General features: G+C 67.1%; 15 protein-coding genes. 9 read left to right on the top strand and 6 right to left on the bottom strand.

Translation table 11 applies throughout. The annotated features are described in order from the left end of the window. The first annotated feature begins 164 nt into the window (after positions 1 to 164). The 5 genes from KK131_RS08785 (at position 165) to KK131_RS08765 (ending at position 4,008) form a co-directional block, all read left to right on the top strand. On the top strand, positions 165 to 1,454 hold the full coding sequence (locus KK131_RS08785; protein ID WP_214556275.1) for a tetratricopeptide repeat protein: 1,290 nt from the start codon (positions 165 to 167) through the stop codon (positions 1,452 to 1,454). Between the two features lie 219 nt (positions 1,455 to 1,673). After that, on the top strand, positions 1,674 to 2,333 hold the full coding sequence (locus tag KK131_RS08780; protein ID WP_214556274.1) for an energy transducer TonB: 660 nt from the start codon (positions 1,674 to 1,676) through the stop codon (positions 2,331 to 2,333). A gap of 56 nt (positions 2,334 to 2,389) precedes the next feature. Further along, the gene (locus tag KK131_RS08775) at positions 2,390 to 3,163 is read left to right on the top strand and encodes a MotA/TolQ/ExbB proton channel family protein (protein ID WP_214556273.1); all 774 of its coding nucleotides are present in this window, start codon (positions 2,390 to 2,392) and stop codon (positions 3,161 to 3,163) included. 11 nt (positions 3,164 to 3,174) lie between these two features. Next, positions 3,175 to 3,597 carry a biopolymer transporter ExbD gene (locus tag KK131_RS08770; RefSeq protein ID WP_214556272.1) on the top strand — a complete coding sequence of 141 codons (423 nt, stop codon included), beginning with the start codon at positions 3,175 to 3,177 and terminating at the stop codon, positions 3,595 to 3,597. Between the two features lie 6 nt (positions 3,598 to 3,603). Further along, positions 3,604 to 4,008 (top strand): biopolymer transporter ExbD, encoded by a 405-nt coding sequence (locus tag KK131_RS08765; RefSeq protein ID WP_214556271.1) that lies wholly within the window; start codon positions 3,604 to 3,606, stop codon positions 4,006 to 4,008. Between the two features lie 90 nt (positions 4,009 to 4,098). Here KK131_RS08765 and KK131_RS08760 read toward each other — a convergent pair whose 3' ends face one another. Both KK131_RS08760 and KK131_RS08755 read right to left on the bottom strand, forming a co-directional pair. Next, entirely contained in the window at positions 4,099 to 4,842 is a 744-nt protein-coding gene (locus KK131_RS08760) for a pyridoxine 5'-phosphate synthase (protein ID WP_214556270.1), read from the bottom strand. Between the two features lie 91 nt (positions 4,843 to 4,933). Next, positions 4,934 to 5,578 (bottom strand): 4'-phosphopantetheinyl transferase superfamily protein, encoded by a 645-nt coding sequence (locus KK131_RS08755; protein WP_214556269.1) that lies wholly within the window; start codon positions 5,576 to 5,578, stop codon positions 4,934 to 4,936. 93 nt (positions 5,579 to 5,671) lie between these two features. On the opposite strand from KK131_RS08755, the gene KK131_RS08750 reads away from it, so the two are divergent. Beyond that, complete coding sequence (locus KK131_RS08750; protein WP_214556268.1) at positions 5,672 to 9,133, top strand: PAS domain-containing hybrid sensor histidine kinase/response regulator; 3,462 nt, start codon at positions 5,672 to 5,674, stop codon at positions 9,131 to 9,133. An 8-nt stretch (positions 9,134 to 9,141) separates the two neighbouring features. On the opposite strand, the gene KK131_RS08745 is transcribed toward KK131_RS08750, so the two are convergent. Then, on the bottom strand, positions 9,142 to 9,813 hold the full coding sequence (locus KK131_RS08745) for a response regulator transcription factor (protein WP_214556267.1): 672 nt from the start codon (positions 9,811 to 9,813) through the stop codon (positions 9,142 to 9,144). 86 nt (positions 9,814 to 9,899) lie between these two features. Beyond that, positions 9,900 to 11,840 (bottom strand): acetate--CoA ligase, encoded by a 1,941-nt coding sequence (gene acs, locus KK131_RS08740; RefSeq protein WP_214556266.1) that lies wholly within the window; start codon positions 11,838 to 11,840, stop codon positions 9,900 to 9,902. A 220-nt stretch (positions 11,841 to 12,060) separates the two neighbouring features. Here acs and KK131_RS08735 point away from each other — a divergent pair, with 220 nt between their 5' ends. Next, complete coding sequence (locus KK131_RS08735; RefSeq protein WP_214556265.1) at positions 12,061 to 13,440, top strand: hypothetical protein; 1,380 nt, start codon at positions 12,061 to 12,063, stop codon at positions 13,438 to 13,440. A 159-nt stretch (positions 13,441 to 13,599) separates the two neighbouring features. After that, positions 13,600 to 15,270: an MFS transporter gene (locus tag KK131_RS08730; RefSeq protein WP_214556264.1), complete on the top strand. Its 1,671-nt coding sequence runs from the start codon at positions 13,600 to 13,602 to the stop codon at positions 15,268 to 15,270. A gap of 79 nt (positions 15,271 to 15,349) precedes the next feature. Here the strand turns inward: KK131_RS08730 and KK131_RS08725 are convergent, their stop codons facing one another. Beyond that, the gene (locus tag KK131_RS08725; RefSeq protein ID WP_250889374.1) at positions 15,350 to 15,613 is read right to left on the bottom strand and encodes a GlsB/YeaQ/YmgE family stress response membrane protein; all 264 of its coding nucleotides are present in this window, start codon (positions 15,611 to 15,613) and stop codon (positions 15,350 to 15,352) included. A 147-nt stretch (positions 15,614 to 15,760) separates the two neighbouring features. Then, positions 15,761 to 16,000, bottom strand: coding sequence for a hypothetical protein (locus KK131_RS08720; RefSeq protein ID WP_214556263.1), 240 nt, complete (start codon positions 15,998 to 16,000; stop codon positions 15,761 to 15,763). Between the two features lie 145 nt (positions 16,001 to 16,145). Between KK131_RS08720 and KK131_RS08715 the strand changes: the two genes are divergently transcribed. After that, positions 16,146 to 17,264 (top strand): PA0069 family radical SAM protein, encoded by a 1,119-nt coding sequence (locus KK131_RS08715; protein WP_214556262.1) that lies wholly within the window; start codon positions 16,146 to 16,148, stop codon positions 17,262 to 17,264. The last annotated feature ends 12 nt before the right edge of the window (positions 17,265 to 17,276 follow it).

Raw genomic sequence — 17,276 nt, 5'->3', positions numbered from 1 at the left:
GATGGAATGCAAATAATCGCCCCACGGGCCAGGGATGGTCGCCAAGTAATTGATTTTTAACAGGCTTTGATGCGGCGCTGCAACTTGTTATCCCTTGCCGGGTCGAGTTACGCTTCGCAATCCCCCGCGTCATTACGACACGCCCAGAACAGATGAGGATCACCATGAAGCATGTCCGAGGGTTAACCGTGCTGGCGAGCATCGCCCTGCTGCTCGGCGTGGCCAGCAGCCCGGCGATGGCGCGCAAGAGCGACGACGCCAAACCCAAGAAGGAAGTGCTGTATCCGAACGCGACCCGCGCCGAGCCGAAGCTCGACCTGACCAGCGAGAAGGATCAGAAGAACCTCAACGAAGGCCTGGATGCGGTCAACGCAGGCGACAAGGCCAAGGCCCAGCAGATGCTGCAGCCGATCATCGACGGCAGCAAGAGCAAGTACGCGCAGGCGCTGGCGCTGCAGGGCATGGCCAGCCTCCACTACAACGACGGCGACTACAAGGGCGCGATCAGCTCGCTGCAGCGCTCGCTGGCGCTCGGCGTGATGCCGAACGACACCTATTTCCAGTTGATGTACATGCTGGCGCAGTTCCAGATGGCCGACGAGCAGTACCAGCCCGCGCTGGACACGATCGCCAAGTGGCGCGCCGAGGGCAAGAAGGAAACCGCCGATTCGTACGCGCTCGAGGGCAACGCCGAGTACCGGCTGGGTAAGTACCCGGAGGCGATCGCTTCGATCAACAAGGCCAAGTCGCTGACCGACAAGCCGCAGCCGACCTGGGACCAGATCCTGATGGCCAGCTACTCCGAATCCGGCCAGGACGAGAAGGCCGCCGAGCTGGCCAAGAGCCAGCTCAGTTCCAATCCGAGCGATCCGAACGCGCTCAACAACGCGGTCGCGGTGCTGATGCAGGCGCACAAGTACCCGGAAGCGATCCAGATGATGGAAAAGGCGCGTGCCGAGGGCAAGCTCAGCAAGGACACGCAGTACGTGAACCTCGCCAAGCTGTACCTGGTCACCGGCCAGGAAAGCGCCGACCCGGCGCCGAACGCGACCAAGGCCCAGCAGGTGCTTGAGGAAGGCATGAGCAAGGGCGTGGTCAAGCCCGATGCGGAAACCTACGTGCTGCTGGGCCAGTCCGCCGAGATCGCGAACAATATCGACAAGGCGATCGCCTACTACAACAAGGCGCAGCCGATCGCCACCGATGGCGAGGCCGCACTGCGCGCCGGACGCCTGCTGCTGAGCGAGAACAAGTACAGCCAGGCCAAGGGCCTGATCCAGCAGGCCATCGACAAGGGCGTAAAGCACAAGGGCACGGCGTACATGCTGCTGGCCGAGTCCGAGCGTGGCTTGAAGAACAAGCCCGCTGCGATCGCCGCGATGAAGAAGGCCGCACAGGATCCGGAGACGGCGGCAAAGGCAAAGGATTGGCTGAAAAAGACCGGTGCTGGCTGACCGGCTGAAGCATCTGGCAAACCGCGGGGTGGATGGACGTCCATATCGTCTGCCCCGCGGTGCTATACAAATGCCATGTGCTGTTGTACCGTTGAAACCTTTCCCTAGCGTCTCCCCAGTGGCTAAGTTCCCTCCGGGTCCGTCCAGGCATCAGACGGTTTCGGGCCAAGCCCTGCGGCAACGTTCTCCTTCGGTTTGATCAGCTTCAGATAGTGACAGATGGCCTCAAGTAACGAAGAAATCGGGCGCGAGCCGTTTAGTTGGAAACGCACCTGGGCATTGGCAGTTGCCATCGGGCTGCATGCGTTTGCATTCCTGTTGATCGTGGCGCCCATGGCGCCGCCGAATCAGAACCACAAGGAAAAGGAACGCATCGTCCAGGTGAACTTCATCGAGCCGCCGCCGCCGCCGCCGCCACCGCCGCCGCCGCCGCCGGAGCCGCCGAAGCAGCCGCCGCCGAAGATCATCCAGCAGATCAAGCCGCCGCCGACCCCGCCGCCACCGACCCCGCCGCCACCGGTGGAAGAGGTTTCGGCGAATGCGACCCCGGCACCGCCGCCGGCACCGCCAGCTCCACCGGCGCCGCCGTCGGATATCACGGCCAGCTCGGATCTCAGCTATAACAGCCGTCTCCAGCCGAAGTATCCGCCGCAGGCGATCCGTCAGCGGCATGAAGGTACGGTGGTGCTGATGATCCTGGTGGGCGTGGATGGTTCGCCGAAGGACATCAAGGTGGACCGGTCCAGCGGTTATCACGAACTCGATCGTGCTGCCATGGATGCCGCACGTCGTTGGCGCTTCAATCCAACGATTCGAAATGGACAAAAAGTTGAAGGGTACGCACGCGTTCCGGTCAACTTCAATCTCAACCAGCTGTAACCAGGTTCGCCTGGTTTACAGTTACAGTTCACGCTTGACTTCCCTAGGGTAGCGTTATGTTCCTACAGACTCCTGCAACGACCGATGCCGCACAGGCCTTGGGTGGCAATACCAACGCCGAAGCCATGAAGCAGATGGGCTTCGACAACCTGATCCAGAACTTCGACTGGCTCGGCTGGGTCGTCTTCGTGACCCTGGTCGTGATGTCGTTCCTGTCGTGGTACTTCATCATTGCCAACGGCATCCGCAATGCGACGGTGAAGGCCCGCGCCGACAAGGTCATCAACGGTTTCTGGGGCAACGGCTCCACCCAGGATGCAATCCGTGAACTGGAAGCCCAGCCGCGCAGCGAGCCGTTCTCCAAGATCGCGCTCGACGCCGCCTCAGCAGTGGCCCATCACCAGCAGGCCACCTCGGCGGCAGGCACCACGGGTCGTCTGGCCGAATCGCTGAGCCGTTCGGAGTTCATCGACCGTGCCCTGCGTCAGGCCGTGGCTCGCGAGAGCATGCGCCTGGAAGGCGGCATGACCCTGCTCGCCACGGTCGGTTCCGCCGCACCGTTCGTCGGTCTGCTCGGTACGGTGTGGGGCATCTACCACGCCCTGATCCGCATCGCCGCTTCCGGCAACGCGTCGATGAACGCGGTGGCCGGCCCGGTGGGCGAGGCGCTGATCATGACCGCGTTCGGTCTGTTCGCCGCGATCCCGGCGCTGTTCGCCTACAACTTCTTCAGCCGCTCGAATCGTGTGGTCTACGCCCGCTTCGACGAGTTCGCGCACGACCTGCACGACTTCTTTGCGACTGGTTCGCGCGTCGAAAGCCAGAAGTGAGGGATTGACCCATGTCGATGAGCGTAGGAGACAATTCCGGCGGCCCGATGTCGGAGATCAACGTCACGCCGCTGGTCGACGTGATGCTGGTCTTGTTGATCATCTTCATGATCACCGCGCCGCTGATGTCCCACTCCATCACGATCGATCTGCCGATTGCGAATCCCAAGACCAAGGATGCGGAGTTGCCGGTGGCGCCTCTGGATCTGGCGGTCAAGCAGGACGGCAGCATGTACTTCAATGACCACCTGGTCACGGAAGCCGAGTTGCGGGCACAGTTTGTGGTGAATGCCCAGAAGTCGCCCCAGCCGGAGCTGCAGATCCGTGCGGACAAGAACACCGAGTTCAAGGTCGTGAAGAAGGTCATCGGCGACGCCAAGGATTCGGGCATGGTGCATGTCGGCTTCATGACCACTGACGCGCCGAAGGGGTGATCTGAGATGGCATTCACAACCAAAACCAGTGGTCCGATGTCGGAGATCAACGTCACGCCGCTGGTCGACGTGATGCTGGTGCTGCTGATCATCTTCATGATCACGGCGCCGGTGCTGGCGCACAAGATCCAGGTCGACCTGCCGCAGCCGAATCCGAACCCCACGCCGCCGACCACGCCGCTGGATCCGATTCACCTGAAGATCGACCAGGCCGGTGCGCTGTACTGGAACGACACGCCGGTCGACGAACTGGGCCTGAAGGCGCAGCTCGCGGTGATCGCCCAGCAGAGCAATCAGCCGGAAATCCAGATCGCCGCGGATGACGCAGTGGCCTATCAGTACGTGGCACGGGTGCTGGCCGACGCGAAGAGCTACAACCTGGTCAAGATCGGCTTCACCGAGAACTTCTGACCCGGCGCTGCCGCGGCAGCACGCAACATCAAGACCCCCGCCTGGTGCGGGGGTTTTGTTTGTGCGGTCGCGGGCGTGACGATGCAACGGTCAGCGCAGGATCTGCAGGTAGTTGCGCACCGTGGTGGCCAGCCCCTCGTACAGCGCCTCGCCGATCAATGCATGGCCGATGGATACCTCGGCCAGCCCGGGAATCGCCGCCTTGAACGTACCCAGGTTCGCCTGGCTGAGGTCGTGCCCCGCGTTCACCGCCAAGCCGGCCTGCTGCGCGCGCCGCGCGGTGTCGGCGCATGTCGCCAGGGCTGCCGCGGGCTGGCCGTCGGCGAACGCCTCGGCGTAGGGACCGGTGTAGATCTCGATGCGCTGCACGCCGATCACCGCGGCCAAGTCGAAATCCTGGCTGCCGGCGTCGACGAACAGGCTGACCCGGCAGCCGAGGTCGCACAGCTCGCCGACCAGCGGACGCAGCTGCGCGATGTCGCGGCGCAGGTCGAAGCCGTGGTCGGAGGTGATCTGGCCGTCGCTGTCCGGCACCAGGGTCACCTGGGTCGGGCGCACTTCCCGCGCCAGCGCGAGCAGGCCCGGATAGTCGCCGCGGGCGCCGGCGAACGGGTTGCCTTCGATGTTGTACTCGACCCGCCCGCGCAGCATCGCGGCCAGCGCCCGCACGTCGTGCGGCCGCACGTGGCGCATGTCCGGGCGCGGGTGCACGGTGATGCCGCCGCAGCCGGCCTCGATGCAGGTCTGCGCGGCGCGGCAGATATCCGGTTCCCGGCCGCCGCGCGAATTGCGCAGCACGGCGATCTTGTTGAGGTTGACGCTGAGCAGGGTCATGGCAGACGAGCGATCCTGGGCGGTTGAAAGCGGTCGGCATCACGGCCCGGTTGGCGCGGGGCCGGTCGATGGACCGGAAACAGTGCGCCGATCAGGCGCCGCTGGCAAGCGTGCCGAGGCGGATCCGGCGTTCGCCGCCGCGCCACGCCAGCGTCGCGACCAGGCTGCTGTCGATGTCCAGCCGCTGCAACTGCCAGGCGCCGACGTCGTCGCCCTCCAGCCGCTGCAGTTGCAGCCGGTCGACGGCGCTGGCGATGCTGAGCCGGTTCAGGCCGAACGCGATGCCGCGGCCCAGCGCCTTCAACACGGCTTCCTTGGCGGTCCACAATTCGAGGAAGGCGGCGCTGCGCTCCGCCGCCGGCAACGCGGCCAGGGCTGCGGCCTCGTCGACGCTGAAATAGCGTTCGGCGATCTCCAGTGCGCGTGCGCGCGGACGCAGGCGCTCGAGATCGATCCCCGGCGCGATGTGCCGGCCGATGGCGATCAGCGCCTGCCCGTCGCTGTGCGACCAGTTGAAACCGAGTGATGGATCGAGCCCGGCGGCGAGCGCCGGGCGGCCGTGTTCGCCATCGGCCAGCGCCACCTGCTCCGCGGCGATGCCGAGATAGGCGGCCAGCACCCCGCGCAGCGGCGCGCGCTTGTGCGACGGCCGGTAGTCCAGCCGCCACACGTGAATCTCGTCATCGCGCAGGTGCTCTGCTACGTTGGCAAGCGTCGGTGCGTGCGCGGCGGTCATCCGTGCATGGTGCCGTCGGCACCGCCATGGCACAAGCGCGCGAATGGCGCGGGCGCAGCGGTCGTCGATCCGTCTGGCTGGGGAGAACGAGGCTTGATCCAGGGCTGGCTGTTGTTGCTGGTATCGCTGCTGTACGTCGGGCTGCTGTTCGTGGTGGCCTACGCGGGCGACCGTCGGCCGCTGTATCCGCGCCAGCCGCGCCTGCGTCCGATCGTCTACAGCCTGGCGCTGGCGGTGTACTGCTCGTCGTGGACGTTCTACGGCGCGGTCGGCACGGCGGCGCGCGACGGCCTGGCCTACCTGCCGATCTACCTCGGCCCGGTCCTGCTGTTCGTGTTCGGTTTTGGCTTGCTGCGCCGGTTGGTGCAGGTGGTGAGGCAGCGCAACATCACTTCGATCGCGGACTTCATCGGCGCGCGCTTCGGCAAGTCGCACGGCCTGGCGGCGCTGGTGGCGGTGATCGCGGTGATCGCGGTGGTGCCGTACATCGCGCTGCAGTTCAAGGCGGTGGCGATGTCGTTCGGCGTGCTCGGCGGCGTCAGGCACGGCATGGTAACGGCCGGCGGCATCGACAGCGCGATGTGGTGCGCGGCGCTGCTGGCGGTGTTCGCGATCCTGTTCGGCACGCGCAGCATCGACGCCACCGAGCATCACCACGGCATGATGCTGGCGATCGCGCTGGAGTCGCTGATCAAGCTGCTGGCTTTCGTGGCGCTGGCCGGCTACGCGCTGTGGCAGGGGCCGGGGCTGGTCAGCACGGTGCAGCTGCCGGTCACGCAGTTGAGCCATGGCCTGTCGCCCGGTTTCCTGGCGCAGACCATGCTGGCGTTCTGCGCCATGTTCTGCCTGCCGCGGCAGTTCCAGATAGGCATGGTCGAGTGCGAGGACGCCGGCGATCTCACCCGCGCGCGCTGGATGGTGCCGCTGTACCTGGTCATCGTCAGCGTGGCGGTGCTGCCGATCGTGGCGGCCGGCGCGCACATGCCGCTGGTGCGCGATGGCACCGCCGACGCGTGGGTGCTGACCCTGCCGATGGCGTACGGCGATCGCGGCATGGCGCTGCTGGCCTTCATTGGCGGCTTCTCGGCGGCGACCGGCATGGTGATCGTGGCCTCGGTGGCGCTGTCGACGATGATAAGCAACGACCTGGTGATGCCGGCGCTGCTGCGCATCCGCCGGCTGCGACTGGAGCAGCGCAGCGACCTGTCGCACTTGGTGCTGGGCGTGCGCCGGGTGGCGATCATCCTGCTGGCGGTGATGGCCTACGCCTACTACCGGGTCGCCGCGAACGCGGAGAACCTGGCCGCCACGGGCCTGCTCGCATTCGCCGCGGTGGCGCAGTTCGCGCCGGCGCTGATCGCCGCGTTGTACTGGCGCGGCGCCAGCCGTCGCGGCGTGATGGTGGGTCTGGTCGGCGGCTTCGCGGTGTGGCTGTACACCCTGCTGCTGCCGGCGCTGATCCGTTCCGACGAGTGGCTGCAGGCCGGGCCGTTCGGCTGGGACTGGCTGCGGCCGCAGGCGCTGTTCCATCTCAGCGGCTGGGAGCCGGTGATGCACGGCACGTTCTGGTCGCTGCTGGTCAACGTGGGCTGCCTGGTGTTCGTCTCGCTGCGCCTGCGGCCCAGCCTGGAGGAACGCCTGCACGCGGCGATGTTCATGGACGCCGATCCGGCCAGCGGCAGCGGCAGTGGCGACTGGCGTGGCCGCGTGGCGGTGGCCGACCTGCGCACCATTGCCGAGCGCATCGTAGGCGAGCGCAGCAGCGTGCGCGCCTTCGAGGAATACGGCCAGCGCCGCGGCAAGCCGCTGCTGCCCGGCGAGGCGGCCGACCGCGCCTTGATCCAGTACACCGAACGGCTGCTGGCCTCGGCGGTGGGCGCGGCCAACGCGCGGCGCATCCTGATCAGCGCGCTGTCCGGCAGCGGCCTGGACGTGGCCGAGTCGATGGCGCTGCTGGACGAGGCTTCGCAGGAACTGCGCTTCAATCGCGAGCTGCTGTCCACCACGCTGGAAAACGTCTCGCAGGGGATCAGCGTGGTCGACGCGCAGATGCGCCTGGTGGCGTGGAACCGGCGCTACCTGGAGCTGTTCGACTATCCCGACGGCATGGTGCACGTGGGCGTGCCGGTGGCCGAGCTGATCCGCTGGAACGCCGAGCTGGGCGAGTGCGGCCCCGGCGAGGTGGACGGCCATGTGGCCAAGCGCATCGACTACATGCGCGCCGGCTCGTCGCACCTGTTCCAGCGCATCCGCCCGGACGGCACAGTGATCGAGATGCGCGGCCGCGCGCTGCCCGGCGGCGGCTACGTCACCACCTATACCGACGTCACCGCGTACAAGCACGCCGAGCAGGCGCTGATCGAGGTGAACGAGACGCTGGAGCAGCGCGTCGAGCAGCGCACCGCCCAGCTGTCCGAGGCGCTGGTGGCCACCGCGCAGGCGCGTCGTGCGGCGGAGACCGCGAACATCTCCAAGACCCGCTTCCTCGCCGCGGCCAGCCACGACCTGCTGCAGCCGCTGAATGCGGCGCGCCTGTTCACCTCGGCGCTGCGCCAGCATCCCGGCCTGGATGAGGAGGCAAGCGGGCTGGCCGAACGCATCGACGCCTCGTTCCGTGCCGCCGAGGACCTGCTCGATGCGTTGCTCGACGTCTCGCGGCTGGATGCCGGCAGCTACCACCCGGAAGTCGGCGGCTTTGCGCTGGCCGAACTGTTCGATTCGCTGAGGGCGCAGTTCGCGGTGGTCGCCGAGCAGCGCGGGTTGCGCCTGCGCGTGGTGCCGACCGCTCTGGCGGTGCGCAGCGACCCGCAGCTGCTGCGCCGGATACTGCAGAACTTCCTCTCCAACGCCTTGCGCTACACCAGCAAGGGCAGCGTGCTGCTGGGCGCACGGCGGATGGGTGCCGACGAGGTGCGCATCGAGGTGTGGGATTCCGGCCCCGGCATCGCGGCGGAGCAACGCGCGCGGATCTTCGGCGAATTCCAGCGGCTGGAACAGCCGTCGCCGTGGGGCGAGAAAGGGCTGGGCCTGGGCCTGTCGATCTGCGACCGCCTGGCCAGCATCCTCGGTCACCGGCTCGACCTGCATTCGCGGGTCGAGCACGGCAGCTGCTTCGCGGTGACGGTGCCGCGCAGTGAGAGCGTGCCGGTTCGGCGCCAGCGAGTAGAGCGCGCCGGCCCGGACAAGCAGCTGCCGTTGACCGTGCTGTGCCTGGACAACGACGCCGCCATCCTCGACGGCATGCGTGCCCTGCTCAGCCGCTGGGGCGTCGATTGCCGCATCGCGCTGGATGTGGAACAGGCCCGCGAGGAGCTGGCGCGGGGCTCGATCGACCTGGTCCTGGCCGACTACCACCTGGCCGATGGCGTCGACGGCCTGCAGGCGCTGCAGCAACTGTGCGGCGTGCTGGGCGAATTGCCGCCGGTGGCGATGATCACCGCCGACGGCAGCAGCGAGCTGAAGCAGAGGGCGCGGGCGCTCGGTTACCCGGTGCTGCACAAGCCGGTGAGGCCGGCCGCGTTGCGTGCGCTGTTGACCGCCCTGCTGCGCCGCTAGTCGGGGCGTCAGCCTTCGCCGCCGGGAAGCGCCGGCAGGCTTTCCTGGTCGACCGCCAGCTGGCTGGCGAGCAGCGCGACCTGGGTGCGGTTGTTGACGCCGAGCTTGCGCATGATCGCGGTCATGTGCGCCTTCACGGTGGCCTCGGAGACGCCGAGTTCCCACGCGATCTGCTTGTTCAGCAGGCCTTCGGCGATCATCGTCATGACGCGGAACTGCTGCGGCGTCAGCGCGGCGATCTGCGCGGCGGCGGCGGCTTCGTCGGGCCGCAGTTCGCCGGGGGCGCCGAGCAGGGCCGGCGGCAGCCAGACGTCGCCGTCGAGCACGGCGCGGATCGCCGCGACGATGCTTTCGCCCGAACTGGATTTCGGAATGTACGCCGAGGCGCCATGCGCCAGCGCGCGGCGCGCCACCTGCGCCTCTTCGTGACCGGACACCACGATGGTCGGCAGCCCGGGGTATTGCCCGCGGATATGCGCCAGCGCGGAGTAGCCGCGCGCGCCCGGCATGTGCAGGTCGAGCAGCAGCAGCTCGGCGTCGGGGAATTGTTCGATCAGGCCGAGCAGGGTATGCACGCTGTCCGCGCTGTGCACGCGCGCCTGCGGCAACGCGGTCAGCACCGCCCGCTGCAGGGCGTCGCGGAACAGCGGATGGTCGTCGGCGATCAGGATGTCGGGCATGGGGGCAAAGCCGGGATTAGGGATTCGGGATTGGGGATTCGGAGGAGCGGCTCTTGCGAATCACCAATCCCGATTCTCGAATCCCGCTACTTGATCAACCGCTCATCGACCAGGTTCTTCACCACGCTGGGATCGGCCAGAGTGGTGATGTCGCCGAGCTGGTCGGGCAGATTTTCGCCGATCTTGCGCAGGATCCGGCGCATGATCTTGCCGGAGCGGGTTTTCGGCAGGCCGGGCGCCCACTGCAGGTAATCCGGCGTGGCGATCGGGCCGATCTCCTTGCGCACCCAGGCGACGAGTTCCTTGCGCAGTTCGTCGCTGCCGGTTTCGCCGGCGATCAGGGTGACATAGGCGTAGATGCCCTGGCCCTTGATCTCGTGCGGGCAGCCGACCACGGCGGCTTCGGCCACCTTCGGGTGCGCCACCAGCGCACTCTCCACCTCGGCGGTGCCGAGGCGATGGCCGCTGACGTTGATCACGTCGTCGACGCGGCCGGTGATCCAGTAGTAGCCGTCCTCGTCGCGGCGCGCGCCGTCGCCGCTGAAATAGTTGCCGGGGTAGGCGCTGAAGTAGGTCTCGATGAAGCGCTGGTGGTCGCCGTAGATGGTGCGCACCTGGCCCGGCCAGGAGTCGGTGATCAGCAGGTTGCCCTCGGCCACGCCTTCCTGCACGGTGCCTTCGGCGTCGACGATCGCCGGCTTGATGCCGAAGAACGGCAGCGTGGCCGAGCCGGGTTTGGTGCCGATCGCGCCGGGCAGCGGCGAGATCATGATGCCGCCGGTTTCGGTCTGCCACCAGGTATCGACGATCGGGCAGCGGTTTTCGCCGACCACGCGGTAGTACCACTCCCACGCTTCCGGGTTGATCGGTTCGCCGACCGAGCCGAGCAGGCGCAGGCTGGCGCGCGAGGTCTTCTTCACCGGCTCCTCGCCTTCGCGCATCAGCGCGCGGATCGCGGTGGGCGCGGTGTAGAACAGGCTGACCTTGTGCTTGTCGATCACCTGCCAGAAACGGCTGAAGTCCGGGTAGTTCGGCACGCCCTCGAACATCACCGTGGTCGCGCCGTTGCAAAGCGGGCCGTACACCACGTAGCTGTGGCCGGTGACCCAGCCGACGTCGGCGGTGCACCAGTAGACGTCATCTTCGCGCAGGTCGAACACCAGCTCGTGGGTGTAGCTGATGAACACCAGGTAGCCGCCGGTGCTGTGCAGCACGCCCTTCGGCTTGCCGGTGGAGCCGGAGGTGTACAGCACGAACAGCGGATGCTCGGCCCCGACCGGCGTCGGCGGGCAATCGGCGCTCTGGCCTTCCATCAACGTGTGGTAGTAGCGGTCGCGCGGCGACTGCATGTTGACCGCACCGCCGGTGTGGCGCACCACGATCACGGTCTCCACACTGTTGGTGCCGGGCCGTTCCAGCGCCGCGTCCACATTGACCTTGAGCGGGATGCGCTTGCCGGCGCGCAGGCCCTCGTCGGCGGTGATCACCACCTTGGCCTGCGAGTCGGCGATGCGCCCGGCCAGCGAGTCGGGCGAGAAGCCGCCGAACACCACCGAGTGGATCGCGCCGAGGCGGGCGCAGGCCAGCATCGCCACCGCCGCCTCGGGGATCATCGGCAGGTAGATCGCCACGCGGTCGCCCTTGACCACGCCCAGGTGCTTCAGTGTGTTGGCGAACTTGCATACTTCGGTGTGCAGCTCGCGGTAGGTGATCTTGCGCGACTCCTTCGGGTCGTCGCCCTCGAAGATGATCGCCACCTTGTCGCCGCGCTTTTCCAGCTGGCGGTCGAGGCAGTTCGCCGACACGTTGAGCTCGCCGTCCTCGTACCAGCGGATGTGCAAGTCCTTCGGATCGAACGAGACGTCCTTGATCTTCGTCGGCGGCTTGATCCAGTCCAGGCGCTGGCCGATGCGGCCCCAGAAGCCTTCCGGGTCTTTGACCGACTCGGCGTAAAGGCGTGTGTAGTCGTCGTGGCGCAGGCGCGCCGCGGCGGCAAACGAGGGGTTGACCGGATAGAGCTTGGACATGGCTGGGCTCCTGCTGGCTCGGCGTGAAAGGTGGCGACAGGGATACCGCGGCAGGCATCAGCGCCCGGCGGTGTGCGGGCTTCGAGTGTAGCCCGATCGATACGGCGGCGGCGGCGCAGGGCCGGCTCGACTTTGGTCGAAGTTCGACCAATGGCGAATAGTCGCCCGCGCTGCAGCATGGCCATGCTCGGCCCGTCATCGACCTCGGGGAGACGCACGCATGACCACGCGACACACTCATCGTTATTCCGCGCTTGCCCTGAGCATGGCTTGCGCCCTGATGCTCCCGCTGGCTGGCCACGCGCAGAGCGACACGCGCGAGCAGCAACTCGAGCAGCGCGTGGCGCAACTCGAGCAGCAGTTGAACGAATTGAAGGCGATGATCCAGGCGCAGAAAGCCGCGCCCGCAGCGCCGGCGGCACCCGCGCAGAATGTGGCGGCGGCTCCGGCCGCCGCGACGCCGGTGTTCAGCAGCGCCCCCGGCGTGTCGGTGGCGCTGCACGGCTTCGTCAGCGCCAGCGCGTTCAGCCAGAACAAGAGCTTCACCTACGGCAACGGCCAGAACGCACTGTTCCCGATCCCCGGCTCGAAAGGTTCGCTCTCCGGCGTCGACGTGCGCAACACGCGCTTCTGGCTCGACTTCAAGGGCGCCAGGTTCGCCGGCAACTGGAGCGGCGGCGGGCGCATCGAGATGGACTTCTTCGGCGGCTTCAACGGCACCGGTGCCTACAGTCAGCAGCAGCCCACGCCGCGCCTGCGCCAGGCCTACATGGACCTGACCAACCCGGAGAGCGGCACCACGGTGCGCATCGGCCAGCAGTGGGACCTGATGTTCCCGATCGACAACTCGCCCACTTCGCTGGCGCACATCGCGTTCCCGCTGGGCTTCGGCTCCGGCTACGGCGGCTGGCGCTTCCCCGGCGTGGTGGTGATGCAGGACCTCAACCACGGCAGCACCGGCGCGCAATGGCGGCTCGACGTGGGCGTGTTCGAAGGCACCTGGAGCGGGCCCGGCAACAACGTCAACTACCTCACCGCCGGCAGCGCCGGTTTCCGTCCGCAGGTGGAGGCGCGATTGCACGTGCAGGACAAGAACTGGTTGGCGTACTTCTCGGCGCATTACAGCAAGGTCGACCTGCGCGGGGTGGACGGCACCGCACCCACGCCGATCCGCTCCGACGTCAAGAGCGTGGGCTACGAGATCGGCGGCCAGTGGAAGCCCGGTCCGTGGACGCTCAAGGGACTGGCCTACGCCGGCAACGGCCTCGGCGAGATCTTCGGTGCGATGTCGCAGTTCGGCGACATCAAGGAGCGTGGCGGCTTTGTGCAGGCGGGCTACAGCTTCACGCCGAACTGGAGCCTGTACGCGTTCTACGCGTACAGCAAACCCGATAGCGGCGACGTGATCACCTGGATGGGCAATGGATCGACCGGCCTGCTCAGGAACCGCCAGACGGCATTGAGCCTGCAGTACACCGCCGGTTCCTATGACCTCAGTGCCGAATGGATGCACGACAAGCTCGACTCCACCAGCAACGGCGTGGACCGCAAGACCACCAGCGGCAACCAGGTCAGCCTCAACGCGCTTTATCGCTTCTGAACTTCACGGCGGCGTACCGCGTGTACGCCGCCCGTTGATTGCCCTCCCGTCGCGTCGGGAGGATGACGGGGTGCGGTCCGTTCGAGGAACGGCCGCGCCTCCCAACTTCTCCCCGGGTTCCCGGGAGAGGCATTTCACTATCTCGGGAGGGGAAACATCATGGCCACAAATGCGATTGACGCCATCGGCGGCAGTGCTGGCGCCGCGCTCGATGTCAGCCACAAGCGGGTGATCCTGGCGTCCAGCCTGGGCACCGTGTTCGAGTGGTACGACTTCTACCTGTACGGCTCGCTCGCCGTGATCATCGGCCACCAGTTTTTCTCGGGGTTGAACGAGGCGAGCCAGCTGGTGTTCGCCCTGCTCGCGTTCGCCGCCGGCTTCGCGGTGCGCCCGTTCGGCGCGCTGGTGTTCGGCCGGGTCGGCGACCTGGTCGGGCGCAAGTACACGTTCCTGATCACCATCGTGATCATGGGCCTGTCGACCTTCTTCGTGGGCCTGCTGCCCAGCTACGGCTCGATCGGCATGGCGGCGCCGGTGATCCTGATCCTGTTGCGCATGCTGCAGGGCCTGGCGCTGGGCGGCGAGTACGGCGGCGCGGCCACCTATGTGGCCGAACACGCACCGAAGGGCAAGCGCGGCCTGTACACCAGCTTCATCCAGATCACCGCCACCTTCGGCCTGTTCCTGTCGCTGCTGGTGATCCTTGGCTGCAAGTGGCTGCTCGGCGACAAGTTCGACGACTGGGGCTGGCGCATTCCGTTCCTGCTGTCGTCGCTGCTGCTGGCGATATCGGTGTACATCCGCCTGCAACTGGCCGAGTCGCCGGTGTTCAAGCAGATGAAGGAGGAAGGCAAGCAGTCGAAGGCGCCGCTGACCGAGTCGTTCGCGCGCTGGGGCAACCTCAAGCTGGTGATCCTGGCCCTGTTCGGCGCCACCGCCGGCCAAGCCGTGGTGTGGTACTGCGGCCAGTTCTACGCGATGTACTTCCTCGGCAGCACGCTGAGGATCGACGCCACCACCACCCAGCTGCTGATTGCCGCGGCACTGTTGATCGGCACGCCGTTCTTCGTGGTGTTCGGCTGGCTGTCCGACAAGATCGGCCGCAAGCCGGTCGTGCTGGCCGGCTGCCTGCTCGCTGCGCTGACCTACTTCCCGATCTTCAAGGGACTCACCCACTACGGCAACCCGGGCGCGGAGACGGCGCGTGCCACGGCGCCGGTCACCGTGCTTGCCGACCCGGCCACCTGCCACCTGCAGATCAACCTCACCGGCACGCAGGTCTTCACCAGTTCCTGCGACGTGGCCAAGAGCTACCTGGCCAAGCGCGGCGTGCCGTACGACAACGTGGCGGCACCGGCCGGTTCGCTGGCGAAGGTGACCGTGGGCGGAGCCAGCCACGAGGCGTTCGAGGGCAGCAGCCTGAGCAAGGCGGATTTCGCCGAGCAGAACAAGGCATTCACCGCCAGCCTCGGCGCCTCGCTCGACCAGGCCGGCTACCCGGCCAAGGCCGACCCGGCGCGCACCAACTACCCGATGCTGGTCGTGTTGCTGACCTTGCTGGTGCTGTACGTGACCATGGTCTACGGCCCGATCGCGGCGTGGCTGGTGGAGATGTTCCCGACCAAGATCCGCTACACCTCGATGAGCCTGCCGTACCACATCGGCAACGGCTGGTTCGGCGGCTTCCTGCCCTCGGTGTCGTTCGGCATCGTGGCGCTCACCGGCAACATCTACTCCGGCCTGTGGTACCCGGTGGTGATTGCGATGATGACCTTCGTGATCGGCCTGCTGTTCGTGCGCGAAACCAAGGACGTCGACTTGCGCGACTGAGCGCGGCCGCCAAGGTGCGGAAAAACGCAGCGGCGCGTGCCGCTGCGTTTTTCTTTGCCGCGGTGAACCGGGCGGATCGTCAGGCGCGCTTGATCAGGCCGATGATCACCAGCAGCACGATCGCGCCGATCATCGCGTAGACGATGCTGGTGACGATCGGGCTGCCGAGACTGAAGCCGATGCCCAGCATCGGCAGCAGCCAGCCGGCGAGGAATGCGCCGATGATGCCGACCACGATATTGCCGAGCAGGCCGAAACCGAAACCGCGCACGATCAGGCCGGCCAGCCAGCCCGCGATCGCACCGATCAGCAGAAAGATGATCAGGCCGGTAGCAGTCATCATGTACTCCTGGTTTGGGTGGAAGATTCCGGGCGACGCGATATCCGTCATCGCGCGGGTGGAGCGTCGCCGTTGCGGTGTGCAGCGGTCGTGACGGGGCGACGCGCGCGTGATGCCGTCGTCACGCGGCGTGAAATATCCGATAACGCGTTACCGATCCGGGCGTTCGTGCTTCAGCGGCACCTTGCCTTCGCGCAGCCGCTTCAGGTCGTACTCGGACAGGCTGTCGTCACGCGCACTGCCGGCGATGCGCGCCTGCGCGAAGGCCAGCGTGGTGGCGAGGATTCCGATCAGCCCGACCAGCATCCAGAAACCCCAGGCGCCGGCGCTGTGGCGGGTAAAGCACAGCACGAACGCGAACACGGTGAGGACGAGCAGCAGCCAGCGCATGGGTAGCCCCGACAGGTGGAAACACGCCGCTCGCGGCGGCCGGACGGGCGCATCATAGCGCCGCCACCGTGTGTCCGGCGCGCGCCGGATCACGCCGCGAAAAGATGTCGCGACGGCTGAGACGTCGCCGCGCGACACTGTGCCGATGGACGATCCCTCGCCACCACCGACCCCGCCTGAACGGCTCCCGGCGACGCGCCTGCTCAAGGGTCGTGGCGCCGCCTCCAATCCGGAAGGGCGCTTCGAAAGCATCCGCCACCAGGCCGAGGACGACGGCTGGCAGAGCGCGCTGCTGGACGAGGATGCGCCGCGCCCGCGCACCGAGGTCACCGAGGAACGCGCGCGCAGCGTGATCAGCCGCAACGACTCGCCCGACATCGCGTTCAGCCAGGCGATCAATCCCTATCGTGGCTGCGAACACGGATGCATTTATTGCTTCGCGCGCCCCTCGCACAGCTACCTCAACCTCTCGCCCGGACTGGATTTCGAGACGAAGCTGCGCGCGAAAGGCAACTTCGCCGAGGTGCTGCGCGCGGAACTGGCGAAGCCCGGTTACACGATCAGCCCGATCAACATCGGCAGCAACACCGATCCCTACCAGCCGGTCGAGAAACGCTGGCGGTTGACCCGCGCCGCGCTGGAGCTGCTGGCCGAATGCCACCACCCGTGCACCATCGTGACCAAGAACGCCCTGGTCGAACGCGATCTCGACATCCTGGTGCCGATGGCGCGCGAACGGTTGGTGCAGGTGTTCGTTTCGGTCAACTCGCTGGACAACCATCTCGCCGCGAAACTCGAACCGCGCGCCAGCGCACCGCACCGGCGGATCAAGGCGATCCGCACGCTGGCCGAGGCCGGCGTGCCGGTCGGCGTGCTGGTGGCGCCGATCATCCCGGCACTGAACGACCGCGACATGGAAGCAGTGATGGCGCACGCGGCCGAGGCCGGCGCGCGCTGCGCCGGCTATACCACGCTGCGTCTGCCGTACGAGCTGAAAGCCCTGTTCCGCGAATGGCTGGCCCTGCACGCGCCGCAGCGCGCCGAGCACGTGATGAGCCTGGTGCAGCAGATGAACGGCGGCCGCGACTACGACAGCAACTTCGCCACCCGCATGCGCGGCCAGGGCGTGTTCGCCGACCTGCTGCGCCGCCGCTTCGACGTCGCCTGCCGCAAGCACGGCTTCGGCCGTGCCCGCGAACTCACCCTCGACACCTCGCGCTTCGTGCCGCCGCGCAAGATATCGCCGCAGGGCGAGTTGTTCTAGCTCGCCGCACGT

This window comes from Rhodanobacter sp. LX-99 (assembly GCF_018599185.1).
In the GTDB taxonomy this organism is placed as follows: domain Bacteria; phylum Pseudomonadota; class Gammaproteobacteria; order Xanthomonadales; family Rhodanobacteraceae; genus Rhodanobacter.
The sequence above is the reverse complement of the archived record's forward strand: the minus strand, read 5'-3'. Positions and strand labels throughout refer to the sequence as shown.

What these genes read in the sequence shown, in the direction of transcription:
- KK131_RS08785 (WP_214556275.1), top strand. Translation starts at nt 165, where the DNA reads ATGAAGCATGTCCGAGGGTTAACCGTGCTGGCGAGCATCGCCCTGCTG.
- KK131_RS08780 (WP_214556274.1), top strand. Translation starts at nt 1,674, where the DNA reads ATGGCCTCAAGTAACGAAGAAATCGGGCGCGAGCCGTTTAGTTGGAAA.
- KK131_RS08775 (WP_214556273.1), top strand. Translation starts at nt 2,390, where the DNA reads ATGTTCCTACAGACTCCTGCAACGACCGATGCCGCACAGGCCTTGGGT.
- KK131_RS08770 (WP_214556272.1), top strand. Translation starts at nt 3,175, where the DNA reads ATGTCGATGAGCGTAGGAGACAATTCCGGCGGCCCGATGTCGGAGATC.
- KK131_RS08765 (WP_214556271.1), top strand. Translation starts at nt 3,604, where the DNA reads ATGGCATTCACAACCAAAACCAGTGGTCCGATGTCGGAGATCAACGTC.
- KK131_RS08760 (WP_214556270.1), bottom strand. Translation starts at nt 4,842, where the DNA reads ATGACCCTGCTCAGCGTCAACCTCAACAAGATCGCCGTGCTGCGCAAT.
- KK131_RS08755 (WP_214556269.1), bottom strand. Translation starts at nt 5,578, where the DNA reads ATGACCGCCGCGCACGCACCGACGCTTGCCAACGTAGCAGAGCACCTG.
- KK131_RS08745 (WP_214556267.1), bottom strand. Translation starts at nt 9,813, where the DNA reads ATGCCCGACATCCTGATCGCCGACGACCATCCGCTGTTCCGCGACGCC.
- acs (WP_214556266.1), bottom strand. Translation starts at nt 11,840, where the DNA reads ATGTCCAAGCTCTATCCGGTCAACCCCTCGTTTGCCGCCGCGGCGCGC.
- KK131_RS08735 (WP_214556265.1), top strand. Translation starts at nt 12,061, where the DNA reads ATGACCACGCGACACACTCATCGTTATTCCGCGCTTGCCCTGAGCATG.
- KK131_RS08730 (WP_214556264.1), top strand. Translation starts at nt 13,600, where the DNA reads ATGGCCACAAATGCGATTGACGCCATCGGCGGCAGTGCTGGCGCCGCG.
- KK131_RS08725 (WP_250889374.1), bottom strand. Translation starts at nt 15,613, where the DNA reads ATGATGACTGCTACCGGCCTGATCATCTTTCTGCTGATCGGTGCGATC.
- KK131_RS08720 (WP_214556263.1), bottom strand. Translation starts at nt 16,000, where the DNA reads ATGCGCTGGCTGCTGCTCGTCCTCACCGTGTTCGCGTTCGTGCTGTGC.
- KK131_RS08715 (WP_214556262.1), top strand. Translation starts at nt 16,146, where the DNA reads ATGGACGATCCCTCGCCACCACCGACCCCGCCTGAACGGCTCCCGGCG.